Annotated in this window: 25 protein-coding genes; 16 read left to right on the top strand and 9 right to left on the bottom strand. The window is 65.9% G+C overall.

Features of this window, described 5'->3' with window-relative positions:
* The 7 genes from ACQR1Y_RS28075 to ACQR1Y_RS28045 all read left to right on the top strand — a co-directional run.
* The coding region (locus ACQR1Y_RS28075) for a chemotaxis protein CheW (protein ID WP_434878808.1) at positions 1 to 402 on the top strand (402 nt) is incomplete at its 5' end.
* Between the two features lie 68 nt (positions 403 to 470).
* Positions 471 to 836 (top strand): response regulator, encoded by a 366-nt coding sequence (locus ACQR1Y_RS28070; RefSeq protein ID WP_006613312.1) that lies wholly within the window; start codon positions 471 to 473, stop codon positions 834 to 836.
* Between the two features lie 73 nt (positions 837 to 909).
* The gene (locus ACQR1Y_RS28065) at positions 910 to 2100 is read left to right on the top strand and encodes a protein-glutamate methylesterase/protein-glutamine glutaminase (RefSeq protein WP_434878809.1); all 1191 of its coding nucleotides are present in this window, start codon (positions 910 to 912) and stop codon (positions 2098 to 2100) included.
* The gene (locus tag ACQR1Y_RS28060; RefSeq protein WP_434860581.1) at positions 2097 to 2966 is read left to right on the top strand and encodes a CheR family methyltransferase; all 870 of its coding nucleotides are present in this window, start codon (positions 2097 to 2099) and stop codon (positions 2964 to 2966) included. Before ACQR1Y_RS28065 ends, ACQR1Y_RS28060 begins: the two co-directional genes overlap by 4 nt.
* A 173-nt stretch (positions 2967 to 3139) precedes the next feature.
* Positions 3140 to 4879, top strand: a complete 1740-nt coding sequence (gene kaiC / locus ACQR1Y_RS28055; RefSeq protein ID WP_434878810.1) for a circadian clock protein KaiC — start codon at positions 3140 to 3142, stop codon at positions 4877 to 4879.
* Positions 4876 to 5172: a circadian clock KaiB family protein gene (locus ACQR1Y_RS28050; RefSeq protein ID WP_009028388.1), complete on the top strand. Its 297-nt coding sequence runs from the start codon at positions 4876 to 4878 to the stop codon at positions 5170 to 5172. Before kaiC ends, ACQR1Y_RS28050 begins: the two co-directional genes overlap by 4 nt.
* Before the next feature lie 11 nt (positions 5173 to 5183).
* The gene (locus tag ACQR1Y_RS28045) at positions 5184 to 6671 is read left to right on the top strand and encodes an HWE histidine kinase domain-containing protein (protein ID WP_434878811.1); all 1488 of its coding nucleotides are present in this window, start codon (positions 5184 to 5186) and stop codon (positions 6669 to 6671) included.
* Here ACQR1Y_RS28045 and ACQR1Y_RS28040 read toward each other — a convergent pair whose 3' ends face one another.
* The 5 genes from ACQR1Y_RS28040 to ACQR1Y_RS28020 all read right to left on the bottom strand — a co-directional run bounded on the left by ACQR1Y_RS28040 (position 6672) and on the right by ACQR1Y_RS28020 (position 10196).
* On the bottom strand, positions 6672 to 7052 hold the full coding sequence (locus ACQR1Y_RS28040) for a response regulator (RefSeq protein ID WP_434860578.1): 381 nt from the start codon (positions 7050 to 7052) through the stop codon (positions 6672 to 6674).
* 110 nt (positions 7053 to 7162) lie between these two features.
* Entirely contained in the window at positions 7163 to 8338 is a 1176-nt protein-coding gene (locus ACQR1Y_RS28035) for a glutathionylspermidine synthase family protein (RefSeq protein ID WP_434878812.1), read from the bottom strand.
* A gap of 212 nt (positions 8339 to 8550) precedes the next feature.
* The gene (locus ACQR1Y_RS28030; protein WP_434878813.1) at positions 8551 to 8970 is read right to left on the bottom strand and encodes a hypothetical protein; all 420 of its coding nucleotides are present in this window, start codon (positions 8968 to 8970) and stop codon (positions 8551 to 8553) included.
* Positions 8971 to 8972: 2 nt separating this feature from the next.
* Positions 8973 to 9377 (bottom strand): DUF350 domain-containing protein, encoded by a 405-nt coding sequence (locus tag ACQR1Y_RS28025; RefSeq protein WP_434860575.1) that lies wholly within the window; start codon positions 9375 to 9377, stop codon positions 8973 to 8975.
* Positions 9378 to 9446: 69 nt separating this feature from the next.
* Positions 9447 to 10196: a GntR family transcriptional regulator gene (locus tag ACQR1Y_RS28020; protein WP_434878814.1), complete on the bottom strand. Its 750-nt coding sequence runs from the start codon at positions 10194 to 10196 to the stop codon at positions 9447 to 9449.
* A 202-nt stretch (positions 10197 to 10398) separates the two neighbouring features.
* Between ACQR1Y_RS28020 and ACQR1Y_RS28015 the strand changes: the two genes are divergently transcribed.
* The 5 genes from ACQR1Y_RS28015 to hydA all read left to right on the top strand — a co-directional run bounded on the left by ACQR1Y_RS28015 (position 10399) and on the right by hydA (position 15670).
* Positions 10399 to 11406 carry an ABC transporter substrate-binding protein gene (locus ACQR1Y_RS28015; protein WP_434878926.1) on the top strand — a complete coding sequence of 336 codons (1008 nt, stop codon included), beginning with the start codon at positions 10399 to 10401 and terminating at the stop codon, positions 11404 to 11406.
* A 252-nt stretch (positions 11407 to 11658) separates the two neighbouring features.
* Entirely contained in the window at positions 11659 to 12471 is an 813-nt protein-coding gene (locus ACQR1Y_RS28010) for an ABC transporter permease (protein WP_434878815.1), read from the top strand.
* Between the two features lie 2 nt (positions 12472 to 12473).
* Entirely contained in the window at positions 12474 to 13250 is a 777-nt protein-coding gene (locus ACQR1Y_RS28005; RefSeq protein ID WP_434878816.1) for an ABC transporter ATP-binding protein, read from the top strand.
* Positions 13251 to 13512: 262 nt separating this feature from the next.
* Positions 13513 to 14241 carry a maleate cis-trans isomerase family protein gene (locus tag ACQR1Y_RS28000; protein ID WP_434878817.1) on the top strand — a complete coding sequence of 243 codons (729 nt, stop codon included), beginning with the start codon at positions 13513 to 13515 and terminating at the stop codon, positions 14239 to 14241.
* A gap of 25 nt (positions 14242 to 14266) precedes the next feature.
* Positions 14267 to 15670 (top strand): dihydropyrimidinase, encoded by a 1404-nt coding sequence (gene hydA, locus ACQR1Y_RS27995; RefSeq protein ID WP_434878818.1) that lies wholly within the window; start codon positions 14267 to 14269, stop codon positions 15668 to 15670.
* Positions 15671 to 15704: 34 nt separating this feature from the next.
* On the opposite strand, the gene ACQR1Y_RS27990 is transcribed toward hydA, so the two are convergent.
* On the bottom strand, positions 15705 to 16541 hold the full coding sequence (locus ACQR1Y_RS27990; protein WP_434878819.1) for a sulfite exporter TauE/SafE family protein: 837 nt from the start codon (positions 16539 to 16541) through the stop codon (positions 15705 to 15707).
* Positions 16542 to 17682: 1141 nt separating this feature from the next.
* Positions 17683 to 18384: a response regulator transcription factor CtrA gene (ctrA, locus tag ACQR1Y_RS27985; RefSeq protein ID WP_006614002.1), complete on the bottom strand. Its 702-nt coding sequence runs from the start codon at positions 18382 to 18384 to the stop codon at positions 17683 to 17685.
* 422 nt (positions 18385 to 18806) lie between these two features.
* Between ctrA and fliI the strand changes: the two genes are divergently transcribed.
* The 4 genes from fliI to ACQR1Y_RS27965 all read left to right on the top strand — a co-directional run bounded on the left by fliI (position 18807) and on the right by ACQR1Y_RS27965 (position 22593).
* The gene (fliI, locus tag ACQR1Y_RS27980) at positions 18807 to 20129 is read left to right on the top strand and encodes a flagellar protein export ATPase FliI (protein WP_434878820.1); all 1323 of its coding nucleotides are present in this window, start codon (positions 18807 to 18809) and stop codon (positions 20127 to 20129) included.
* A gap of 109 nt (positions 20130 to 20238) precedes the next feature.
* Positions 20239 to 20658 (top strand): flagellar export protein FliJ, encoded by a 420-nt coding sequence (gene fliJ / locus ACQR1Y_RS27975; RefSeq protein WP_008960735.1) that lies wholly within the window; start codon positions 20239 to 20241, stop codon positions 20656 to 20658.
* Positions 20659 to 20808: 150 nt separating this feature from the next.
* Positions 20809 to 21357, top strand: a complete 549-nt coding sequence (locus tag ACQR1Y_RS27970; protein WP_434860567.1) for a sigma-70 family RNA polymerase sigma factor — start codon at positions 20809 to 20811, stop codon at positions 21355 to 21357.
* A gap of 63 nt (positions 21358 to 21420) precedes the next feature.
* Positions 21421 to 22593 carry an anti-sigma factor gene (locus tag ACQR1Y_RS27965; protein WP_434878821.1) on the top strand — a complete coding sequence of 391 codons (1173 nt, stop codon included), beginning with the start codon at positions 21421 to 21423 and terminating at the stop codon, positions 22591 to 22593.
* Between the two features lie 131 nt (positions 22594 to 22724).
* On the opposite strand, the gene ACQR1Y_RS27960 is transcribed toward ACQR1Y_RS27965, so the two are convergent.
* Together ACQR1Y_RS27960 and flhA are read right to left on the bottom strand one after the other, a co-directional pair.
* Positions 22725 to 22925, bottom strand: a complete 201-nt coding sequence (locus ACQR1Y_RS27960) for a hypothetical protein (protein ID WP_434860565.1) — start codon at positions 22923 to 22925, stop codon at positions 22725 to 22727.
* A gap of 372 nt (positions 22926 to 23297) precedes the next feature.
* The gene (gene flhA, locus ACQR1Y_RS27955) at positions 23298 to 25430 is read right to left on the bottom strand and encodes a flagellar biosynthesis protein FlhA (RefSeq protein WP_434878822.1); all 2133 of its coding nucleotides are present in this window, start codon (positions 25428 to 25430) and stop codon (positions 23298 to 23300) included.
* Between the last annotated feature and the right edge of the window lie 129 nt (positions 25431 to 25559).

Genomic DNA, 25559 nt, shown 5'->3' with positions numbered 1-25559 from the left:
CTGTTCGGCCTGCCGATCTCGCGGGTGCAGGACGTGTTCATGCCCGAGCGGGTGACGCGGGTGCCGCTGTCGTCGGCGGAGATCGCCGGCGTACTGAACCTGCGCGGCCGCATCGTCACCGTGATCGACATGCGGGCGCGGCTCGGCCTCGCCAAGGCCGATGACGGCAAGCCGCCGATGGCGGTCGGCGTCGATCTGCGCGGCGAGTCCTACGGCCTGCTGATCGATCAGATCGGCGAGGTGCTGCGGTTGCCCGAGGAGAGCCGGGAGGAAAATCCCGTCAACCTCGACCCGCGCATGGCGAAGCTCGCCGGCGGCGTGCATCGCCTCGATGGCCAACTGATGGTCATCCTCGATGTCGATCGCGTGCTCGAACTCGCAGCCGACAAGATGGCGGCCTGAAGACCGCGAAATGAGTTCAGCGACGCAGCGGGCGTCGCTGTTTTGGACCCTGAGCTGGTGAGGCTGAAATGAGAACTTGTCTGGTAGTTGACGATTCGAGCGTCATCCGGAAGGTGGCGCGCCGCATTCTCGAAGGTCTGGATTTCCAGATCGTCGAAGCCGAGGACGGCGAGCAGGCGCTTGAGATCTGCAAGCGCGGGCTCCCCGACGCGGTTCTGCTCGACTGGAACATGCCCGTGATGGACGGCTACGAGTTCCTCGGAAACCTCCGCCGCATGCCCGGCGGCGACGCGCCGAAGGTGGTGTTCTGCACGACCGAGAACGACGTCGCCCACATCGCGCGCGCGCTTCACGCGGGGGCCAACGAGTACATCATGAAGCCCTTCGACAAGGACATCGTGACTGCAAAATTCCAGGAAGTCGGGCTGATCTGACTTCCGCTGCGAGCGACGGCCCGTGGTCATCCGGGGTTGCCGTCGCCCTTTGCCTCTGTCCTGTTGGTGAACTATGAGCGTCGCGTTGGCCAGTTCTTCGATCCCAAGTTCGACCAGACAGGAGCCTCTCCGGGTGATGGTCGTGGACGACTCCGTCGTCATCCGCGGCATGATCTCGCGGTGGATCAGCTCTGAGCCCGACATGGTCGTGGCCGCCTCGTTGCGCACCGGCCTGGAGGCCGTCAATCAGATCGATCGGGTCAATCCCGATGTCGCCGTGCTCGACATCGAGATGCCCGAACTCGACGGTATCGCCGCGCTGCCGAAGCTGCTTGCCAAGAAGAAGAACCTCGCCGTCATCATGGCCTCGACGCTGACCCGCCGCAACGCGGAGATCAGCTTCAAGGCGCTGTCGCTCGGCGCGGCCGACTACATTCCGAAGCCGGAGAGCACGCGCGAGGCCTCGGCCGCCGACAATTTCCACTACGATCTGATCCAGAAGATCCGCAATCTCGGCGCCAAGGCGCGTCGCGCGGCTGCGCCCGTCGCCTATGCGCCGTCGCCCGCGCCGCAGGTGCAGGGATTGCGGCCCGCCGTGGTGCCGCGTCCCGCCGCGGCGCCGATGCCGGCACCCGCCGCGCCCGCGGCCGCTCTGGCGCGCCGTCCCTTCAGCACGCAGATGCCGAAGGTGCTTCTGATCGGTTCCTCGACCGGCGGTCCGCAGGCGTTGATGTCGGTGGTCACCGAGCTCGGCCCGGTCATCGACCGCTTCCCGGTGCTGATTACGCAGCACATGCCGCCGACCTTCACGACGATTCTGGCCGAGCATCTGGCGCGTTCGAGCCGCCGTCCTGCCCATGAGGCGGTCGATGGCGAGATCGTGAAGGCCGGGACGATCTATCTTGCGCCGGGCGGACGCCACATGCGGGTGGTGCGCCATGGGGCCGATGTCGCGATCGCGCTCGACAACGGGCCCCCCATCAACTTCTGCAAGCCGGCGGTCGATCCGCTGTTCACGTCGGCCGTCGAGGTCTGGCAGGGATCGACCCTGGCCGTGATCCTGACCGGCATGGGCTCGGACGGCATGCGCGGCGGCAAGGACGTCGTCGCCGCCGGAGGCAGCGTGATCGCGCAGGACGAAGCGACCAGCGTGGTCTGGGGCATGCCGGGCGCCGCCGCCAATGCCGGCATCTGCGCGGCGATTCTTCCCTTGAACCAGATCGCGTCGAAAGTGGTGCGTCTGTTTGCTGGAGACCGTTCGTGACACCCCTGGACTATGAGTTCTTGCGTAAGCTCCTCAAGGAGCGGTCCGGTCTCGACCTCTCTGCCGACAAGCAATATCTGGTCGAGAGCCGGCTGCTGCCGCTCGCGCGCCGCGCCAATCTCCCGGGCATTCCGGAGCTGGTGCAGAAGATGAAGAGCGGCGGTGAGCAGCTCACGACGCAGGTGGTCGAGGCGATGACCACCAACGAGACGTTCTTCTTCCGCGACAAGATTCCGTTCGATCATCTGCGCGAGGGCATCCTGCCGGAGCTGATCAAATCGCGCGCCAGCCGCCGGACCCTGCGCATCTGGTCCGCCGCCTGCTCGACCGGGCAGGAGCCGTATTCGATCGCGATGTGCCTGCGGGAATTCGGCCCGGCGCTGGCCGGCTGGCGCATCGAGATCGTCGCCACCGACCTGTCGCAGGAGGTGCTGGAGAAATCCAAGGCGGGTCTCTACAGCCAGTTCGAGGTGCAGCGCGGACTGCCGATCCAGCTCCTGGTGAAGTACTTCACCCAGCTCGGCGAGATGTGGCAGCTCAGCGCCGACATTCGCGGCATGGTGCAGCACCGCCAGCTCAATCTGCTGCAGGACTTCTCGCATCTCGGCAAGTTCGACGTGATCTTCTGCCGCAACGTGCTGATCTATTTCGATCAGGACACCAAGGCGACGATCTTCGAACGCATGGCCAAGCTGATGGAGCCGGACGGCACGCTGCTGCTGGGCGCCGCTGAATCGGTTGTCGGCATCACCGACGCCTTCCGGCCCAACCAGGACCGGCGAGGCCTGTACCAGATCAATCCGGTCCGCAGCCCGCGCGGCGGCGCCGCGCTGCTGCCCGGCCTCAAGGTGGTCGCGGCGCGCTGACCGCAGGTCGGGCGGCAAGCCATTGAACGACCGGCGCAAACGCCGGCCGGGAATGGCTGGATCAGTACGCAGTGCAAAATCTTTTTCCGAGGATGGAACCTTTTTCCTTCCCAGGCGTCGATTCACGCCTTGGTGTGGCCTGAGCGTGTTCGCTCGACGGCGGGGGAAAATTGATGAAAACGAGTATGCGTCCTCGGATTGTGACGCGGGACCTCCCTGTCATTGCGAAATCTCCGACCGGGATCGATGGACTCGACGAGGTCACCTTCGGCGGCTTGCCGCAGGGGCGGCCAACGCTGCTGTGCGGCGCCGCCGGCTGCGGCAAGACCTTGTTTGCCATGACGTTTCTCTACAACGGCGCGGTCGACTTCAACGAGCCCGGCGTCTTCATCGCGTTCGAGGAGCAGCCCGAGGACCTGATCAAGAATGTCGGCTCGCTGCGCTATGACATCGAGCGCCTGATCGAGCAGAAGAAGATCGTCGTCGACCACATCCATCTCGATCGCAACGAGATCGAGGAGGCCGGTGACTACGATCTGGATGGCCTGTTCATCCGTATCGGCTTCGCCATCGATTCCATCGGCGCCAAGCGCGTCGTCATCGATACGATCGAGACCCTGTTCGGTGGCCTCGACAACCAGGCGGTGCTGCGCTCGGAGCTGCGTCGGCTGTTCGAGTGGCTGAAGAGCAAGGGCGTCACCGCGATCATCACCGGCGAGCGCGGCGACGGCACGCTGACCCGCTACGGCCTCGAGGAATATGTCGCCGATTGCGTGATCCTGCTCGACAACCGCGTGCATGACCAGCTCTCGACGCGGCGGCTGCGTGTCGTGAAGTATCGCGGCACGGCGCACGGCACCAACGAATATCCCTTCATCATCGACCAGGAAGGCATCACCGTGATGCCGATCACCTCGTCGGGCCTCGCGCATGACGCATTCACCGAGCGGGTGTCGACGGGCATTCCCGATCTCGACGACATGCTGGAAGGCCAGGGCTACTACAAGGGATCGAGCATTCTGGTGTCCGGCATGGCCGGCGCGGGCAAGTCGACGGTCTCGGCGCATTTCGCCGATTCGATCTGCCGTGCGGGACAGCGCTGCATCTACTTCGCGATGGAGGAATCGCCGCAGCAGATCGTCCGCAACATGAAGTCGGTCGGCCTCGACCTGCAGCAATGGGTCGATCGCGGCCTGCTGCGGTTCTCCGCGCGACGGCCCAATCTGTACGGTCTGGAGACGCATCTCGCGTCGATGCATCGCGAGGTCAAGGAGTTCGATCCCGCCGCGGTCGTGGTCGATCCGATCTCCGCGCTGATGGGGGCCGGCATCGCGGGCGACGTGCATTCGATGACCTTGCGCCTGATCGACTTCCTGAAGTCCCGCGGCGTCACTGCGCTGTTCACCAATCTCGGCGCGGGAGCGGCCGATACGGCGACGACGGAGATGCAGATCTCCTCGCTCACCGACACCTGGCTGCTGCTCTACAACCGGGAAACTAATGGCGAGCACAACCGGCAGCTCTATCTGTTGAAGTCGCGCGGCATGGCCCATTCGAACCAGGTACGCGAATTCGTCATGCGCGCCGATGGCATCTTCCTGCGCGAGGTCTATGTCGGTCCGGACGGCGTTCTCACCGGTTCGGCCCGGCTTGCCCAGGAGGCCAGGGATCGTGCCGATCAGATGCTGCGCAGTCAGGAGATGGAGCGGCGCGCGCGCGACCTCGAGCGGCGCCGCCGCGAGATCACGGTGCAGATCGAGACGCTGAAGGCTCAGCTTGCGAGCGAGGAGGGGGAGATGGAGCGTCTGAAGCTGGAAGGCAGTGCCGTCGAGGATCAGCGTTCCGCCGATCGCATCGCGCTCGTGCAGAGCCGTTCGTCGAGACCCTCCGCTGCCGCGGGCCCGAGCAAGTGACGGCCGCTGCAATGGAACAGGATGGCTACAATCTCCGGCTCTACGTCGCCGGCCAGACGCCGAAATCAGTCGCGGCGCTCGCGAACCTCAAGAAGCTCTGCGAGACGCATCTCCCGGGCCGCTACACCATCGAGGTCATCGACCTCATGAAGGATCCGGCCCTCGCCCAGCGTGATCAGATCGTCGCGATCCCGACGCTGATCAGGCAACTACCCGAACCCCTCAAGCGAATCATCGGCGATCTTTCCAATGCGGAGAAGGTGCTGGTTGGTCTGGATATCGCACCGAGCTGAACGGAGGATGCGTGGCATCAACAGACGCGATGCAGGCGGAACGGCCTCGCAACGAAGCCGAGGAGACGGTCGAAGCCATTCATCGCGGCAGTGTCGATGCCGTGGTGGTGCAGGGCCCGTCGGGACCCCAGGTCATCATGCTGCAGGGCGCCGATGCGCCCTATCACGTGCTGGTCGAGCGCATGAGCGACGGCGCGCTGACGCTCGATGAAGACGGCGTCATCGTCTACGTCAATTCGCGGCTGTGCGCGCTGACCGGCCTCGGCGCGAACGAGCTCGTTGGGCGCCGCTTCGACACCCTGTTTGCCGGATCGGTGCCGCAGCAGCGCACCGACGATGCCTCGACCGACGCGCAGCTCTGCCGCGCCGACGGCGGTCATCTGCCGGTGTCGGTGTGGATGCGGCAGATGGCGATGGGCGGCGTGGTCGCGACCCTGGTCACGCTCACCGACATGTCGATGCAGCGTCGCGCCGAGGAGGTTGCCACGGCCGAGCGCTTCGCGCGGTCGATCCTGGAGCAGGCAACCGACGCGATCGTGGTCTTGGCGCTCGATGGCCGGATCACGCATGCGAGCTGGGTGGCCGAACAGCTGGCCGAGCGCGCGCCGGTCGGGCAATTGTTCTCGGAGGCGTTTCCGCTCGACGCGCAGAGCGCCAATCAGGAGGGCACGCTGACGCGCTTCTCGCGCGAAAGTCTCGACCAGGCCCTGGCGACCAGGCCGTTTCACGGCGTCGAGGTGGTGTTGCGCAACGACCGCGTTGCGGGACGGTCGTTCCTGCTGTCGGGCGGGCCGCTGGTCAACGACGCCAAGGAGGCTGTCGGCTCGATCGTCACCCTGACCGACATCACCGAGCGCAAGCGCGCCGAAGAGCAGCAGACCATACTGGTGGCCGAGCTGAACCACCGGGTGAAGAACATCCTGGCGATCGTGCAGTCGGTGGCCGGCCAGACCCTGCGGACCTCGCCGTCGCTGCCGGCCTTCAACAAGGCCTTCTCCGGCCGCATCCAGGCGGTGTCGATCGCCCACGACATCCTGACCCAGACGCGCTGGATCGGCATCGGCCTCAACGAACTGCTGACGACCGTGCTCGCGCCCTATGGCGTCGGCGAGGGGCGTATCGCCGGCGACGGCCCGCCGGTTCTGCTGGAAGCGCGGCTGGTGCTGCCGCTCTCGATGGTGCTGCACGAGCTCGCGACCAATGCCTCCAAATACGGCGCGTTGTCAGCGCCGCTCGGCCGCGTCGCGATCTCCTGGCGCCTGTGCGACGGCGACCGCCGTCTCGAGCTCGTCTGGCTGGAGCGCGGCGGCCCGCCGATCGAGGGCGGCGGCGCACGCGGCTTCGGCACCACGCTGATCGATCGTGTCGTGCGCTTCGATCTCGACGGCGAGGCGGAGCTGAACTTCGAGCCTCAGGGCATCCGTTGCGTCCTGGCCTTTGCGCTCAGCGCCGAGACGACGCCCGAGCATGTGCCGGCGTCGGCCGTGCAGCCGGACTGATCACCGCGACAGAAAGGTCGTTGTGCACATCGCGCGTAGCGCGCGTTCGTCGAACGGCTTGGCGAGCCGCGGCAGGGCGCGGAATTCCGGTGGGAACAGCGTCGCGTCGTCATAACCGGAGGTGATGACGATCTTCAGCTCGCGCGCGATCAGTTGCGGCAGCACCGCGAAGATCTGCTCGCCGCGCAGATTGACGTCGAGCAGCGCGCCGTCGAGGCCGCCGCGCTCGGCTTCGCGCAATACGTCGCCCACGCGCGAGACCGGGCCCACGACCTCGCAGCCGAAGCCCTGCAGCACCGTTTCGAGCTCGAGCGCGATCAGGCCCTCGTCCTCGGCGACCAGGATGCGCAAGCCTTCGAGAGCGGTGTCCTCAGCCGTCATGCCTCATCCCGACGATGCACGCCTTGCGTGCGCTGGCAATTCCCGTCCTGGCTCTATCTAATCATCTCGACCGGCCTGTCGAGGCGTTTTCGCGCAGCGGCGTTAATAACCTACACGATCGCATGCGGCATAAAGCGCGAGCGGTTGCCGGTGATCGGGCTTTCGTCCTCGCGGATCGACAGCCCGCACGGCTGGTGATCGACCAGCCAGCTGCCGATCACCGGGTAGACGCCGCCGAAATCCGGCAGCGGCGCCAGGGCCTGGCGGATGAAGCCCTCCGCGCCGTAGGGGCCGTCCTGCGCCGACAGCGCGACGCCGCCGGCCACCAGGCTGACATTGGCGCCCTCGCGCGAATAGATCGGCTTGCGCACGAAGCTCGGGCCGAGGCTGGCCGCTCTCGGATCGTCCTCGAAATAGGCCGGCAGCAGGTTCGGATGGCCTTCGTTCATCTGCCACAGCAGCGGCAGGATGCCCTTGTTCGACAGGATCGCCTTCCATGGCGGCTCGAGCCATTGCGTGGCGGCGCTCTCGAGCTTGGCGCCGAACGTGTCGCGGAACATCCATTCCCAGGGATAGAGCTTGAAAGCGAGCGCGATGTCCGCGTTGGCGAGATCGACGAAGCCGCCACCGGTGTCGCGCCAGCCGATGTCGGCAATGTCAAGCACGGTTGTCGACAGGCCGGCTTGCGCGGCGGTGTCGGCGAGATAGGCCAGCGTGGCGGCATCTTCGGCTTCGGCCGTCAGTCCCGCCAGATGCACGCGGCGTCCCTTCCCGAGCACGCGCCAGCGCTCGATCAGCCGCTCGTGGATGGAGTTGTACTGATCGGCGCGTCCCGGCAGGATGCGGCGCTCGATCGCCTGCTCCAGCCAGGTCCATTGGAACACCGCGGCCTCGAAGATCGAGGTCGGCGTATCCGCATTGTATTCGAGCAGTTTTGCCGTCGCGCGGCCGCCATCGCGGAATCCCTGGAAGCTCAGGTCGAGCCGGCCGTACAGGCTGCCGTCGCGGCGCCGCCAGCTCTCCGCCAGCAGCGGCCAGACCGCGTCGGGAATCTGCAGCCGGCGCAGCAGTGTTTCGTCCGTGACGACGCGGCCGACCAGGTCGAGGCACATCTGCTCGATCTCGGCAGTCGGCTCCTCGATGCCGAGCTCGATCTCGGCGATCGTGAACGCATAGTAGGCGCGCTCATCCCAATAGCGCTCGCCGTCGAGTTCGTAGAAGTCGAACCCGCATCGCGCCGCCGTCTCGCGCCAGTCGTGCCGCTCGGGGCAGGGGATGCGCTGCATCTGGCCTACCTTCGGACGTCATGAAGCGCGCTGCGCCAGTGGACACTGCGCGCAGCATATCTGGCCGCCGGCACCATCGGGTGCCGACGTTGCATCGGAGCCATTCCGATCAGTCGGCAGGCGCGTTTTTTATGATTGTTGGTCTGTGTCAAAGATCCGAATCCAGGAGACATCGCAAACGCGGTGTTTTCACGGCGCGGGCGCGACGGAAATCAGCCGCCGCCTCCGAAGCCGAAGCCGAAGCCATGTCCAAAGCCGCCGAAGCCGCCACGCGAGACATGGGCGGAGGAAGCGTCCGCGACATGGCTCGAACTGCTCGAACTGCTCGAACTGTGTGAGTCCGACGTGCCGCTCGAAAATCCCCACCGCCCGGAGCCGCTGCCGCCACCGCTGCTGCTGCTCGAACGGCGCGTGCTGCACTCGCTCGGCTGCGGCTGGCCGGCCATCGTCGGCGTCTCCGCGCCCGGCTGCGGACAGCTCTGCTGGCGCGGCATCAGCGCATAGGCGGTGCCGCCGACGGCGAGCGTGCCCATCAGCAGCAGCGCGACCTGGCCGGAGCGCTTCACCGGCGGCGTCGTCGGCGGCGGGGGCCGCGGCCTGCGCTTGCCGAAGTCGATGTGTTTCCCAGCCATGGTCAGTAGATCATCGAGGCGGCGTTGAGCGCGCCGGCCGAGAGCGAGGCGAGTCCAAGCCAGATTGCCGAGGCCAATTCACCGGCGACGATGCGGTTGGCGAGGTCCGGCACGGGGATGCGGACGAGATAATAGACGATCACCTGCACGATCAGCGCCACCAGCGCCCAGATCAGGCAGTCCAGCACGTTGGCCGAATGGGCGATGGCGCTGACCAGCGGCAGCGTGAAGCCGAGCAGGCTGAGGCCGAGCGCGATCGCCGCCGACGGGTGATTGTCCCGGATCAGCTGGAACTCGTTGTAGGGCGTCACGTGGGTGTAGATGAACAGGTACGCCGTCACCGCGACCAGCGCGGTGCAGAAATAGACAAGGAAGGCCGGCAGGCCGGCGAGGGATTGCAGGATCATGATCAGGCCCGACGCGGGAAGCTCTCTTCTGTCGCGCCGCCAGCCTGACCGGTTCGACGTGAAGAAAGTCTATCCGCCGGCCTCGGGCTTGGCCTGCGCCAGCATCTGCAGCACGGAATCGCCGGTCTTGCGGGTATGGGCGCTGAGCGCCCGCGCGAACCCCTGGGCGTCGCGGGCGCGCAGCAGCGCCATGAAGGCCTCGTGCTCCCGCAGCGACTCGTCCCAGCGGCTGGCATCGTAATTGGCGACCGCGCGGGCCCGGAAGACGCTGGCGTGCAAGGTGCTCCACATGTTGAGCAGCACGGCGTTGCCGGCAAGCCTGGTGATCTCCAGGTGGATCTGCTGGTTGAGGCGGAAATAGGCGGCGCGCTCGGACGCGCCGTGCAGCGCCACCAGCTCCGCATGCATCGCGTCGAGCTTCGCAATGTCATTGACCGTGGCCCTGATGGAAGCGGCCTGGCCGGCGGCGGCGTCGAGCGCGACCATCACGTCGAAGATCTCCGCGATCTCGCGCGCATCGATCGGCGTCACCACCGGCGTGCGGTGCGGGCGCAGCTCGATCAGCCCCTCGGCGGCGAGGATCTTGAACGCCTCGCGCAGCGGCGTGCGCGACACGCCGAAGGTCTCGCACAGCATGCGCTCGGGCAAGGCTGCGCCGGCCGCGAGCTCGCCGTCGATGATCATCTCGCGAACTTTGGCGACGAGCTGGTCGTGCAGAGACAGCCGCGCCAGCGGCCGCGTCGGCTGGTCGGAGGAGAGCTTCAGGCGCGCGGGCTTGAAGCGCGTTTTCAGCCTGGGCCGGGATGCCGGGGTGGTCATGGCTGCTGCGGTGGCTCCCCTGTGACTGCCTGAATTTCGGGCGAAGCGCCCGCGGATCAGGCAAATCAGGCGTAATCGATATCATAAAAGCTATTGAAATAACGATAAAAAATCAAGATTGCATATCGCATCCAAGTGGCATGGGGTTTGCTGAAAGGCATGTCCAAGGGCAGCAAGAGCCTGCCGATCGCCTGCCGTGGAGATGACCGTGAACCGTTTCGTGCTGCCCATTCTTGCCTTGCTCGCGCTGGCGCTGCCGGCCGTCAGCTTCGCTGACGACATGCCCAAGATCAAACTCGGCTATGCCAAATGCGCGCATTGCACGCCGATGTCGCTCACGCCGCAATTTGCGGAAGGGGTCGCAATCGATGCGGTCGGCTTCAACACCGGCACCGATGCGCTGACCGCGCTGGTGTCGAAGAACATCGACGTCGCGCAGGTGACCTATTTGCATTACGCCATCGCGCTCGACAAAGGTTTTGACGTCGTCGCCATCTCCGGCCAGGTCAATGGCGGCTCGGCGATGCTGCTCGCCAACGACATCGAGCTTCCGCAAGGCGACTGGAGCGCGCTGAAGGCGCTGATCGCGAAGTACAAGGCCGACGGCAAGCCGTTCCGCGTCGCCGCCTCGCGCGGCAATGCGCAGGACATCCACATGCGCGGCGCCTTCGCCAAGCAGGGCATCGACATCAACAAGGACGTGCAGTTCGTCAACATCCCCAATCCGTCCGACCATCTGCAGGCGCTGCGCCGCGGCGAGGTCGAGCTGATCTGCACCGTCGAGCCGTTCGCCACCCAGATCATGCAGGCCAAGGCGGCAAAATTCTTCGGCTTTCCCTACGATCAGGCCGCCGGCAAGCTGACCAACCTGATCCTCACGCGCTCCGACGTCATCGCCTCGAACCCGAAGGCGCTGGAGGGCGTGGTCCGCGCGGTGGTGAAGGTCGACGCCCACATCGCCGCCGACAAGCCGGCGCTGATCGAGGTGATCTCCAAGATCACCGGCTTGGACAAGGCCATCGCGACCGGCGCGGTCGAGAACCTCGATCCCGATCCGAAGATGTACCGCTCCTCCGCGCTCGCCATCGCCACGATGATGCGCGACCTGAAGTACATCAATTCGGACGTCACGGCCGCCGTCGAGAAGAACCTCGACTACCGCTTCCTGGAAGCGGCGACGGGCAAGCCGAAGACCGAGCTCGGGTATTGATGAAGCGCTAATTGCGCCGCGGCGGGATGTCACCTCTCCCCGCGTGCGGGGAGAGGTCGGATTGCATCGAAAGATGCAATCCGGGTGAGGGGGACTCTCCACGCACCGTGCTCGCGGAGAGTCCCCCTCACCCCAACACTCTCCCCGCAAGCGGGGCGAGGGGGCGCACCGCTCTTGCCGTGAAGAGCCTGAATCCAACTCCGACACGCCAGCGGTCGAGCAGATGATTTATCAAAACCCCATGATCCTCCAATGACCTCTGCACTCGCGCATTTGCGCAAGCTCGATCGCGCCATCGTCCCCGTGCTGGTGCTCGCCGGCTGGGAGGCCTTCTCGCGCTCCGGCGCATTGCCGGCGGCGCTGCTCCCTGCGCCGTCCACGGTGGTGTGGGCGTGGGCCGACTGGCTGATCGGCACCGACGGCAACACCCAGACCTATAGCGGCCATTGGCTCGCCGACATGCTGGCGAGCCTGTCGCGCGTCGCGGCGGGCTTCGCCATCGCGACCATTCTCGGCGTGGCGCTCGGCGTCGCCATCGGCTGGTCGCGCAAGATCGAGATCGTGATCGAGCCGACCTTGCAGATGCTGCGCCCGATCCCGCCGGTGTCGTGGATCCCGCTCGCCATCATCTGGTTCGGCATCGCCAACAAGCCGGCGATCTTCCTGGTGTTCCTCGGCGCGTTCTTCCCGATCCTGCTCAACACCATCCATGGCGTGAAGACCTGCGACCGCAACCTCATCCGCGCCGGCGCCATGGTCGGCGGCAGCGAGCGCAAGTTGCTGCGCTACATCGTCGTGCCCGCGGCGATGCCGAGCATCTTCGCCGGCCTGCGCATCGGCATCGGCTCGGCCTGGATGCTCACCGTCACCGCCGAGATGGTGGCGGTGAAGAGCGGCCTCGGCTACGTGCTGTGGGACAGCTACTACTTCCTGCGCTACGATCTGGTGCTGGCGGCAATGGCGAGCATCGGCCTGCTCGGTTTCTGCAGCGACCTCGCCATCCGCATGGTGATGGCGCGCGTGCTGCATTGGCAGCGCAATACGACGCTTCGCGGCGGAGAATGACAATGGCGACCATCGACATCTCCGGCGTCTCCAAGATTTTCACCGACAAGAAGCGCAACGCCGACGTCACCGCGCTTGGCGATATCAACCTGTCCATCGCGCGCAACGAGTTCGTCTGCCTGCTCGGCCCGTCCGGCTGCGGCAAGTCCACCTTGCTCAACATGATCGCCGGTTTCGAGCAGCCGAGCGCGGGAACGGTCAGCGTCGACGGCCGGCCCGTCACCGCGCCCGGCGCCGATCGCGGCGTCGTGTTCCAGCACGCCAATCTGATGCCGTGGCTGCCGGTGTGGGAGAACGTCGCGTTTCATTTGCTGCTCGCCGGCGGCCAGAAGGCCGAGCGCCGTGCCCGCGCGCAGGTCTATATCGACATGGTCGGACTCACCGGCTTCGAGAACCACTATCCGTCCGAGCTGTCCGGCGGCATGAACCAGCGCGTCGGTATCGCCCGCGCGCTGCTGATGAATCCTCAGGTGATCCTGATGGACGAGCCATTCGGCGCGCTCGACGAGCAGACCCGCATGGACATGCAGACCGAGCTGGTGCGCATCTGGCAGCAGCACCAGGGCACGATCGTGTTCGTGACGCATGGCATCGACGAGGCACTGACCCTCGGCACGCATGTCGCCGTGATGAGCGCGCGCCCGGGCCGGATCGTGGAGATCATTCCGATCGACCTGCCGCGTCCGCGGGATATCACCTCACCGCAGTTCAACGCGTTGAAGCGGCATATCCTCGCGCTGCTGCGCGGGGAGAGAGCGGAGCAGAGGGCGCTGGCATGAACAACTTCAGTTTGGTGTACAACTCATCCGGCGAGCTCGGTCTGTACCTCTCCCCGTGTGCGGGGAGAGGTCGGATCGCATCGCAAGATGCGATCCGGGTGAGGGGGGCTCTCCGCGCGGTCGGTGGGTGGGGTGGCCCCTCACCCCAATCCTCTCAGCGCGAGCGAAGCTCGTCGCGGCCCCGTGAAGAACGGGGAGAGGGAGCACACTGCCATCGGGGCGCACATTTCCGATCGCACTCGCATGAGAAAGCCGCTCACCCATGACCAAACGTACCCTTCTCGGCATGCTGACGCCGTCGTCCAACACGGCGCTGGAGCCGATCACCTCGGCGATGGTGGCGGAGCTGCCCAACGTCTCCGCGCACTTCTCCCGATTCAAGGTCACCGAGATCGCGCTGTCCACCGACGCGCTGGCGCAGTTCGACACCAGCAACATCCTGCGCGCCGCCGAGCTGCTCGCCCATGCCAAGGTCGATGTCATCGGCTGGAACGGCACCTCCTCCGGCTGGCTCGGCTTCGAGGCCGATGTTCGCCTTTGCGAGCAGATCACCGCCGCCACCGGCATCCCCGCGACCACCTCGATGCTGGCGCTCAACGAGATCCTGGCGGCGATGAAGGCCACCTCGCTCGGCCTGGTCACGCCCTATCGCGACGACGTGCAGGCGCGCATCATCGCCAATTACGCCAGGCTCGGCATCGCCTGCCGCGGCGACCGCCACCTCAATTTGCAGGACAATTTCTCCTTCGCCGGGGTGACGCCTTCCGAGATCGAGGCCATGATCCGCGAGGTCGCGCGCGAGAAGCCGGATGCGATCGCGGTGGTCTGCACCAACATGCGCGCCGCCCCGCTGGCCGCGCGGCTGGAGCTCGAGACCGGCATTCCCATTCTCGACACCATCGCCACCGTGGTATGGAAGTCGCTGAAACTGGCAGGGGTCGATGTCGGCGGCGTCAGCGGCTGGGGATCGCTGTTTCAGAAATTCGCTTGAGATCGAGACTGGGAGAGCGCGTCACATGGCTGCCTTCGACACCGTCATCCGCAACGGCACGGTCGCCACCGCGAGCGACACGTTCAAAGCCGATGTCGCCATCAAACAGGGCCGCATTGCCGCGATCGGCGAGGCCATCACCGATGCCGACGAGGTCGTCGATGCCTCGGGCCTGCTCGTGCTGCCGGGCGGCATCGACAGCCACGTCCACATCAGCCAGCCCTCCGGCCCCGGCATCGTCATGGCCGACGATTTCGAGAGCGCGACGCGGGCCGCGGCGTTCGGCGGCAACACCTTCGTGATGCCCTACTGCCTGCAGGAGAAGGGCCAGCCGCTGCGCGCCGCGCTGAAGGACTACCACGCGCTGGCCGACAAGGCCTGCTACGTCGACCACTCCTTCCACCTCATCATCGCCGACCCCTCCGACTCCGTGCTCGGCCAGGAGCTGCCGGCGCTGGTCGCCGACGGCTATTCATCGCTGAAGATCTTCATGACCTATGAGGGTCTCGCGCTGAACGACTACGAGATTCTGGGCGTGCTGCAGGTCGCGCGCGAGACCGGCGCGCTGGTGCAGATCCATGCCGAGAACTACGATGCCATCCGCTTCCTCACCGACCGGCTCGAGCGCGAAGGCAAGATCGCGCCGTACTATCACGGCAAGTCGCGCCCGATCCCGGTCGAGCGTGAGGCCACCCATCGCGCGATCTCGCTGGCCGAACTGATCGACGTGCCCATCGTCATCGTCCACGTCTCCAACCGCGAGGCGATGGAGGAGATCCGCCGCGCGCAAGCTCGCGGCCTCAAGATCCATGGCGAGACCTGCCCGCAATATCTGGTGCTGACCGAGGAGGACATGCAGTGCCTCAACATGGAAGGCGCGAAGTACGTCTGCTCGCCGCCGCCGCGCGACAAGGCCAGCCAGGAGGCGTGCTGGGAAGGCCTGCAAAGGGGCGTGTTCTCGCTGTTCTCGTCAGACCACTGCCCGTTCCGCTACGACGACGAGGCCGGCAAGCTGACCCCGAAGGGCCGCACCAGCTTTCGCTGGGTGCCGAACGGCATCCCCGGCGTCGAGACCCGGCTGCCGATCCTGTTCTCCGAAGGCGTCACCAAGGGCCGCATCACCCTCAACCAGTTCGTCGCCTTCACCGCCACCAACCACGCCAAGGCCTACGGTCTGACAGGCAAGGGCTCGATCGCGATCGGCTACGACGCCGACATCGCGTTGTGGGATCCGAACAAGACGGCGAAGATCAGTCAGTCCGGCCTGCACCACGGCTCCGACTACACGCCCTACGAGGGCATCGAGATCACCGGCTGGCCGGTCGCCACGATGCTGCGCGGCAAGTTCGTCATACGAAACGGCGAGCTGGTCGGTGCGAAGGGCAATGGCCGTTACGTGACCCGCGGCAAGCCGGGCGGGGCGGCGTAGCACGCGAACGAGCCGCCTCCGCGTCGGCACTGGATCACTTGTGCCGCCACACCTTCACCGAGGACACCAGCAGGATCACGGCAAGGATCGGCAGCAGGACCTGATCCGGTACGAGGCCGAGCAGGCGGCCGCCGATGAAGGTGCCGAGGATCGAACCGAGCGCCATCACCAGCACGAACCGCCGGTTGTCGGCGACCACGGAGAAGGCGCTGGACTGGCTGTAGCGGGTGAAGCCGACGATCATCGTCGGCAGGCTGACCGCCAGCGACAGGCTGCCGGCCAGCTTGATGTCGGCGCCGAACAGCAGCACCAGCGTCGGGATCAGCAGCTCGCCGCCGGCCACGCCCATCAGCGCGGCGACGATGCCGATGCCGAACCCGGCGACGACGCCTGCGACGATCTGCGCCGGGCCGGTCAGCAGCGCCGCGTGACTTGACGGGCCGTGCCCGAGCAGCAGTGCGCCCGCGATCAGCACGAGCAGCACCGCCAGCACCTGATAGAGATTGCGCGAGCTGAGCCGCGTCGCCCAGCCGGCGCCGAGCCAGGCGCCGGCGAGGCTGCCGGCCAGCAGGTTGATTACGACCGGCCAATGCGCGGCGATGGTGCCGAACGGCACCGTGGCGGCGCGAAACGGCAGTGCGGTTGCGACCACGATCAGGCTCATGGCCTTGTTCAGGATCACGGCCTGCAGCGCCTGGAAGCGGAACGGGCCGATCAGCAGCGGCAACCTGAATTCGGCGCCGCCCAGCCCGATCAGTCCGCCGAGCGCGCCGATCACGGCGCCGCCGGCAAAGGCGGGCAGCGGGTTGGTTGTCCTGGCCGGGGTGTCGATGCCGGCGTCGGATGCGTCGTGGGCGGTCGGGTGGGTCATCGGCGAGCCTCATCGTCCGGACGGCGTGGCCATCCGCTTTGCGAACATCTGCCAAACGAGACGATGACAAGGCGCCGCCCTTGCTGCCACGCGGGCGGTGCTCAGCAAGCAGCCGAAGCAGCGCGCGTCAAGACATGGGGCAGGACCGGGCGCGAAAGATTTCGATTTCGTTTTTCCGGAAAATGTGCTTTACTGTCTGCGTTCCGCCCCAACGAGGGGACGCTTCGCGGTCGTCACGGACGTCGGGTGTGGGATGCGATGGGCGCTTGGGGTCGCAGCATGGCTTGTCCGTGCCGACGAACGATCCCGGGCGCACGGTGAAGTGGCGTGGTCCTGGCCTCCCGGTGCTGAGGTCAAGCCTGCTGGCGTTGCGGAGGACGCTGCCGGTGGGCGATGGGGGCAAAAAGCCGGTCCACAAGGAGATCGCCTATAAATCGTAAAGCCATCGCGCGGGGAGGGCCGGGTGTTTCGGCCAGACCTGTGGTGACTGCCGCCTGCTTTTTTTGCTGCAGGCGGGCCACGGGCGCGGCCAGCGCCCGGCCTTCCCTGCGCCCTCAGTTGAGAGAGGGCGGCGAGAATGGCGGACAACTCGGGCGCATGGGCGCGGCGAGAACGCGATGACGTGCGACGATGGGTTTCTTCGATGATTTCGTCGATGGTGTCTTGGAGAGCTCGATGGCGGCGATTGCGCTCATGTGTGAGATGCGGCTGCGCCATGCGCGGTGGAAGGTGAGGGAGTACTTGTCAGTTTGAGCCACGCCCGTGCGGCAACGGCGGTAAGCTCCCCTCCCCCTTGCGGGGAGGGGTTGGGGGTGGGGGCTTCTTGCTCAGGACCGAGCTTGGGGCAGGGACTGACAAGCGGCGTGTTGGTGGTGAGATCGCTTGCTGATCGGCTTCGGCCGAAGGGGCCCACAATGCAGACCATTTCCGGGGACCCCCACCCCCGACCCCTCCCCGCAAGGGGGAGGGGAGCGCACCTGTCGCGTGGCGAGAGCTTGGCTCCAACGCGAACTCGCCTGGTGCAAAGCGGCCGCTCCATTGCCAATCACCATCCTCCCACAAACAAAAACCCCGCCATTTGCGGCGGGGCTCAGTCTGGGAGGAGCAAGCCGTGAGGCCTGCCGAGTTGCCCAGTGAAAGATCAGGCGGGGATGCGCTCGTCGAGGTCGTGCGGCTCGCGCAGCACGTAGCCGCGGCCCCAGACGGTCTCGATGAAGTTGCGGCCTTCGGACGCGTTGGCGAGCTTCTTGCGCAGCTTGCAGATGAAGACGTCGATGATCTTGAGCTCGGGCTCGTCCATGCCGCCGTAGAGATGGTTGAGGAACATCTCCTTGGTGAGGGTGGTGCCCTTGCGGAGCGAGAGCAGCTCCAGCATCTGGTATTCCTTGCCGGTCAGGTGCACGCGCTGGCCGCCGACTTCGACCGTCTTGGTGTCGAGGTTGACGACGAGGTCGCCGGTCTGGATGACCGACTGGGCGTGGCCCTTGGAACGGCGGACGATCGCGTGGATGCGCGCGATCAGCTCGTCCTTGTGGAACGGCTTGGTCATGTAGTCGTCGGCGCCGAAGCCGAGGCCCTTGACCTTGTCCTCGATGCCGGCGAGGCCGGACAGGATCAGGATCGGGGTCTTGATCTTCGAGACACGCAGCTGCTTGAGCACGTCGTAACCGGACATGTCGGGCAGATTGAGGTCGAGAAGGATGATGTCGTAATCGTACAACTTGCCGAGGTCGACGCCTTCTTCGCCGAGGTCAGTCGTGTAGACGTTGAAGCTTTCGGACTTCAACATCAGCTCGATCGACTGCGCGACGGCGCTGTCATCCTCAATCAGCAAAACGCGCATGCCAGTTCCCCATAGTCGCCGCTCCGGGCGTCAGGTCGGCCGCCACCGCGGCACTCAAAACGCCTTTGAACAACTGATTCGGATCCTGACGAGAGATGGTTAACAAATCCTGATTCCGCTGCGCAAGCTCAATCCGTGCAATTTTTGTCGAATCGCCGTAAGGTGTTGCGAAGAAGCAGGTTTTCTCAGCCGACCTCGTTCAAGCTCCATGTGAAGAGATGGAACTAACCGACTCTCGTTCCTCACCGCTTTTGGGGGGCGGCAAAGCGCACTACGTCAGTCACTCCAGACCATGACGCAATGATTAATGATGCGAGTAAACACAGAGTTAAACCGGCGCAGCGAATCTGCCCTTACTTAAGGTTTTCGCAATGAAGGCTGTTTTGTGATGGCGGCGGTTCCGCGATGAAGGTGGTTCCGTGATGAAAGCGCTGGCCGAGCAGATCAGCGACATCGACGCCGTGAACACCTATGGGCGCGTCGTCGGCGTGAAGGGGCTGATGGTGGAGATCGCCGGGCCGATCCACGCGATGTCGGTCGGCGCGCGGCTGATGATCGAGACCGGCAGCAATGTCATTCCTGCCGAGGTGATCGGCTTCTCCGGCAAGAATGCGGTGGTGATGCCGTTCGCCGGGCTCGAAGGCGTGCGGCGCGGCTGCCGCGCCGTGATCGCCAATTCCGCCAATCAGGTGCGGCCGTCGCAGGCTTGGCTCGGCCGCGTCGTCAACGCCATGGGCGAGCCGATCGACGGCAAGGGGCCGCTGCCCCAAGGCGCGGCGCCGGTTCCCTACCGCAACAATCCGCCGCCGGCGCATTCGCGCAAGCGCGTCGGGTCTCCGCTCGATCTCGGCGTGCGCGCGCTGAACACCTTTCTCACCTGCTGCCGCGGCCAGCGGCTCGGCATCTTCGCCGGCTCCGGCGTCGGCAAATCGGTGCTGCTGTCGATGCTGGCGCGCAACGTCGATGCGGCAGTGTCGGTCATCGGCCTGATCGGCGAACGCGGCCGCGAGGTGCAGGAGTTCCTGCAGGACGATCTCGGCGAGGAGGGCCTTGCCCGCTCGGTCGTGGTTGTCGCGACCTCCGACGAGCCGGCGCTGATGCGGCGGCAGGCGGCGTATCTGACGCTCGCAATCTCCGAATATTTTCGCGACGAAGGTAAGGATGTTCTCTGCCTGATGGACTCGGTGACACGCTTCGCGATGGCGCAGCGTGAGATCGGGCTGTCGGCCGGCGAGCCGCCGACCGCGAAAGGCTACACGCCGACCGTCTTTACAGAACTGCCGAAATTGCTCGAGCGGGCCGGTCCCGGCAGCGGCGACGGCACCATCACCGGGATCTTCACGGTGCTGGTCGACGGCGACGATCATAATGAGCCGGTGGCGGACGCGGTGCGCGGCATCCTCGACGGCCACGTCGTGATGCAGCGTTCGATCGCCGAACGCGGCCGTTATCCGGCCATCAACATCCTCAAATCGGTGTCGCGGACGATGCCGAAATCGGCCGACCCCGTCTTCCTGCCGACCATCATGCGCGCGCGCCAGGTGATGGCGACCTACGCCGACATGGAAGAGCTGATCCGGCTCGGCGCCTATCGCGCGGGTTCCAGTCCGGAGGTCGACGAGGCGATCAAGCTGCACGAGCCGCTGGAGGCGTTCCTGCGCCAGCGCAAGGATGAGGTGTGCGGGCTGGCGCAGGGGTATCGGGAGCTGGAACAGATCCTGGGGCGCTTGGAAACGGAAAGCTAACTTTGTCGGGACATCATCCCCTCCATGTCACGAGCCTAGTCGGCGAGCCCAGTAAGGGCGGCCGGCCCTGTCCCGCGCCGTCTACGGGACTTCTGGGGAGTATGAGTCGATGAAGTCGCGCGAAACGCTGATCCGTCTGAAGAAATTTCAGGTGGATGAGAAACGCCGCCGGGTGACGCAGATCGAGGGCATGATCGCTGACTTCCAGCGCATGTCGGCCGAGCTCGAGCGGGAAATCCAGACCGAACAGGAGCGGGCCGGCATCAACGACCCGACCCATTTTGCTTATCCGACCTACGCCAAGGCCGCGATCCAGCGCCGCGAGAACCTGACGCGCTCGGCCGATGAGCTGCGCGCCCAGCTCGAGGACGCCAAGGCGGCGCTGTCCGAGGCATTCGAGGAGATGAAGAAAGTTGAGCTGCTCGACGAGCGCGACCAGGCCCGCGAAAAGGCCGAGGAAAGCGCCCGCGAGCAGGCGGACATGGACAGTATCGGCCTGATGCGCGCCCGGCTCGGCGTCATCGCCTGAGCCGGCCCGCCACGGGTCTGTTGCCTCGAAAACCCGGGCCGCGAGGTCCGGGTTTTTCGTCATGTCCGCCCGGCTGGAGCGCCGCGCGCGATGTGTGCTACGGGAGGGCAGGTTCGAGCGAGGGAGTGGGGCGATTTTCGGGGACGCTGAATGCTGACGCCGGCAGAGCTGGTCTTGTTGCTTGCCGCCGTCGCCAAGGGTGACGAGGCCGCGTTCGAGCGCCTTTACGCGGCGACGCGCGCGAAACTCTATGGCGTCGTGCTCCGTATCTTGCATCGACAGGACCTCGCCGAGGAGGTCGTCCAGGAGACCTACGTCAAGGTCTGGAACAACGCCGCGCAATTCAATCCGGCCGTGTCTTCCCCGATTACCTGGATGGCCGCCATCGCCCGCAACCGGGCCATCGACCTGGTGCGCAAGCGCGGCGAGCTGTCGTTGGAGGATGAGCCCTCCGCGCTGGAGGTGGCGGCCGAGACGCCGGACCCGCTGGCGCGGCGGGAAATGTCGGAGGAGTTGAAGCGGCTGTTGGAATGTGTCGGCCAGCTCGAGCCGGACCGGCAGAAGCTGGTGCTGCTTGCCTACTATAACGGCTGGAGCCGGGAGCAATTGGCGACCAAGTTCGACGCGCCGGTGAACACGGTGAAGACCTGGCTCCGGCGGAGCATGATGGACATCCGCCAATGCCTCGGTCTCGGATGAGGTGTGGTTGGACTGAGAGCGTAAGCGCAAGAGATCTTGGTGGTGACGTGACCTGGACCTGTGATGGCGTATAGCGAAGACCATATCGCGCTTGCCGCGGAATATGCGTTGGGCACGCTCGACGCCGCCGAACGCGCGCAGGTCGAGACCATGATGGCCGTCGACCGCGATTTCGCTGCGCTGGTTCAGGCGTGGGAATTGCGGCTTGGCGCGCTCAATCAGATGGTCGGCCTGGTCGAGCCGCGGCCGGAGCTGTGGGACCGTATCAAGGCCGCGATCGCGCAGTCGCGGCCGGCGGCGGTCGCTGCGACGCCGGCAACTGAGGCGCCGGCACCTGAGGCACCGGCGGTCGAGACACCGGCGGCTGAGCCCCCGGCGGCCGAGCCGCCGGCGCCGGACTTTGCCGCTCCGGTTGTCGTCGTGCCGCCGGAGTTGCCGGCGCCTGGTGCCCCACCCATCATCGCGGAAGCGCGACAGGACGAAGCGGCCAAGCTCGAAGCGCCGGCGGTTGAGCAGCAGCCGGTCGTCGAGCCCACTCAGATCAAGCCGTCCGAGGCTAATCCCCGGAAGCCCGAAGCTCCGCCGATCGAGATTGCCAAGCCCGAGCCTGCAACCGCTGCTGAGGCGCCTGCGGTGGTCGCGCCGCGGCGCACGTTCGCTGCCGCCCAGGAGCGTGCAGACGAGCGCGCCAATGTGGTGCAGCTCTCCTCCAGGGTCCGGCAGTGGCGCGCGGTCGCCAACGTCATGACCGCGCTGGCCGCGGTGCTGCTGGCGCTGGTCGGCGTGCAGGTCTATCGCCCTGATCTGCTGCCGCAGCCGTTGCAGCCGAAGCCGCGCATCCAGACCGTCGAGGTCAAGGTGCCGGCCGCGCCGGAGCCCGCCGCCCAGTTCGTGGCCTTGCTGCAAAAGGACGCCGCCTCGCCGGCGTTCATCCTCACCGTGGATTCCGCCACCCGGAGCTACACGGTGCGCCGTGTCGGTGCGGCGCCGGAGCCCGGCAAGAGCTTCGAGCTGTGGATCGTCTCCGACAAGCTGCAGAAGCCGCGCTCGCTCGGCGTCATCGGCGGCAGTGATTTCACCAGCCGCCCGGTGCTGTCCTCCTACGACCCCGACATCGTCAGCCGGGCCACCTATGCCGTGACCGTCGAGCCGGAAGGCGGCTCGCCGACGGGGCAGGCAACGGGACCAATCGTCTTTACCGGCAAGCTGATCGAGACGGTGCCGCCGGGCAAGTGAGCCAAAACGCAAAAAAGAAAACGCCCGTGGGGAGCGGGCGTTTTCGGTAGTCGACTTGGGGTTGGGTCTACTACATATCCACGCGGCCAGTTGGGGGGCTGTGAGAACCGCGTGAATTCCGGGAATTCGTACTAGCGAACCAGCGACGTCTGCGAGCTCGTCACCGCGACCGGCTTGCCGGCCTTGAGGACCTTTGCCGTCTGCGTGTAGTTCGGCTCCGCGTTCAAACGGGCGGAGATGCCAAGGCCGGCCACCGCGATGCCAGCTACGAGCGCAACCACCACGATCTTGAGGTGGGTCGTCCGATCCGCGCTGTAAATCGAGTGGTTCATGGAAGCCTCCTGCCGTCTTCCGTCCTTCGCTGATTCGTGTGAGCCGGCGACGTTCCGGTTCATCGTCTCGCGAACAGTAACGTAGGAAACCGCGATTCTGTTTCGCAGGGGCCATCACAAGCGTGTGAATACGTGTGATGCTTCGCGATTGCAATCCTCGAAAATCGATCTTAGTCATTCAAGATCAAATACTTAAATGATGGTTCCGACTGTGGCTGCCATATCAGCCACCTAACGCAAAATTAAGAAATCGTTTGCCTGTTGCGGCGAAGCAAGGGTTGGTTTGCTTGGAAAAGCGGCAAGACCGGCGCTCCGCACCGGTCCTGCTTTCATCAACTTCAGACTGACTCGCAGGTTCCGCACGCGTTTCCCTCACACGCTCCCCACCGTCTTCAGCCGCGCCCGGGGATGAATCTCGGCCTGCGACAGCACCGTGGTCTGGGCGCGGAAGCGCTCCACCAGCGAGCGGACGAAGGGCCGGATCGCCGCCGACGTCACCAGAACCGGCGACTCGCCTTCGCGGGCGGCGCGCTCGAACGCGTCGCGGGTCGCGGTCATGAACTCCGACAGCCGCGACGGCTGCATCGCGAGGCTGCGCTCCTCGCCCTGGCCGATCAGCGACTCCGCGAACGCCTGCTCCCACTTCGCCGACAGCGCGATCAGCGGCAAATAGCCCATCGGCGAGGTGTTCTGGGCGCAGATCTGGCGGGCGAGGCGGGCGCGGACGTGCTCGACGATCGTCGCCGGGTTGCGCGAGAAGGCCAGCGCGTCGGCGACGCCTTCCAGGATGGTCGAGAGATCGCGGATCGAGATCCGCTCCGACAGCAGCAGTTGCAGCACGCGCTGCAGGCCGGAGATCGTGATCTGTGTCGGCACGATGTCCTTGACCAGTTCGCTCTGCTCCTTCGGCAGCTCCTTCAGGAGCTTCTGCACCTCGCCGTAGGACAACAGGTCGCTCATATTGGCCTTGAGCAGCTCGGTCAGATGGGTCGACAGCACGGTCGCCGCGTCCACCACCGTGTAGCCCTTCAGCGTCGCCTCCTCCTTCAGCCCGGCATCGACCCAGGTGGCGGGCAGGCCGAAGGTCGGCTCCGTCGTGTGGATGCCGGGCACCGCCACCTGGTTGCCGCCGGGGTCCATGACCATGAACTGGCTCGGCCAGATCTTGCCGGAGCCGGCGTCGACCTCCTTGATCTTGATGATGTAGGTGTTGGCCTCGAGCTGGACGTTGTCGAGGATGCGCACCGAGGGCATGACAAAACCCATCTCGATCGCCAGCGACCGCCGGAGCGCCTTGATCTGGTCGGTCAGCCGGTCGGTGCCATCGGGCGCGTTGACCAGCGGCAGCAGCGCATAGCCGAGCTCGATCTTGAGATCGTCGATCTTGAGCGCGGCGGAGATCGGTTCCTCGGCGGCCGCCGCAGAAGCTGCGGCTGCGGCGGGCGCGGCGGCGGCCGCGGCGATCTCCTCGGCCTTCGCCACTTCCTTGTGGCGACGCGCCTTCAGCGCCAGCGCGGCGGCGCCGCCGCCGAGCGCAAGGAACGGGATGGTCGGAATGCCCGGCAGCAGCGCCAGCACCAGCATGACCGCGGCGGACATGCCGAGCGCCTGCGGATAGCCGGAGAACTGCTTGATCAGCGCCTTGTCGGCGGCGCCGGTCACGCCGGCCTTGGAGACGAGCAGGCCGGCCGCGGTGGACACGATCAGCGCCGGCACTTGCGTCACGAGACCGTCGCCGACGGTCAGCGTCGTGTAGGTGCGGGCGGCCTCGGCAAAACCCAGGCCCTGCTGGGCCACGCCGATGATGATGCCGCCGATGATGTTGATGAAGACGACGAGCAGGCCGGCGACGGCATCGCCGCGGACGAACTTCGAGGCACCGTCCATCGCGCCGAAGAAGCCGCTTTCGTCCTCCAGTTCCTTGCGCCGGGCCTTTGCGACCTTCTCGTCGATCAGGCCGGCGGAGAGGTCGGCGTCGATGGCCATCTGCTTGCCGGGCATCGAGTCCAAATGGAAGCGCGCCGCGACCTCGGCGATGCGGCCCGAACCCTTGGTGATGACGACGAAGTTCACCGTCACCAGGATCGCGAACACGATGATGCCGATGACGAAATTGCCCCCCATCACGAAATTGCCGAACGCCTCGATGACGTGGCCGGCCGCATCCGTGCCCTCGTGGCCGCGCGACAGGATCAGCCGGGTCGAGGCCAGGTTCAGCGACAGCCGCAGCATCGTCGAGATCAGCAGGATGGTCGGAAACGACGAGAATTCCAGCGGTGCCTGGATGAACAGAGCGGTCATCAGGATCAGGATCGACAGGGTGATCGAGATCGCCAGGAACAGGTCGAGCACCAGCGAGGGCAGCGGCAGGATCAGCACCACCAGGATGGTGAGGATGCCGAGCGCCAGCGCGATGTCGCCGCGCATGATCAGCGTCTTGAGATCGCCGAATGAGAACCCGCCGGCCGGAGAGCCGGCTCCCTGACCCGCCGTGACGTCGACCATGGCTTTCGCCCCTTCCCGGGGGCCGCGTCTGCCGGCCCCAAACGACTGCGCGGCGGCCACAGGGCCACCGTTCCGAAACTGAGGTACCGCGCTGGCGTCCACGGAAGCTCTCCCCCGTCAACTGCACCC

It is taken from the genome of Bradyrhizobium sp. HKCCYLRH3099 (genome assembly GCF_051167855.1).
GTDB lineage: Bacteria > Pseudomonadota > Alphaproteobacteria > Rhizobiales > Xanthobacteraceae > Bradyrhizobium.
This window is presented reverse-complemented; position numbering and strand designations above follow the sequence as displayed.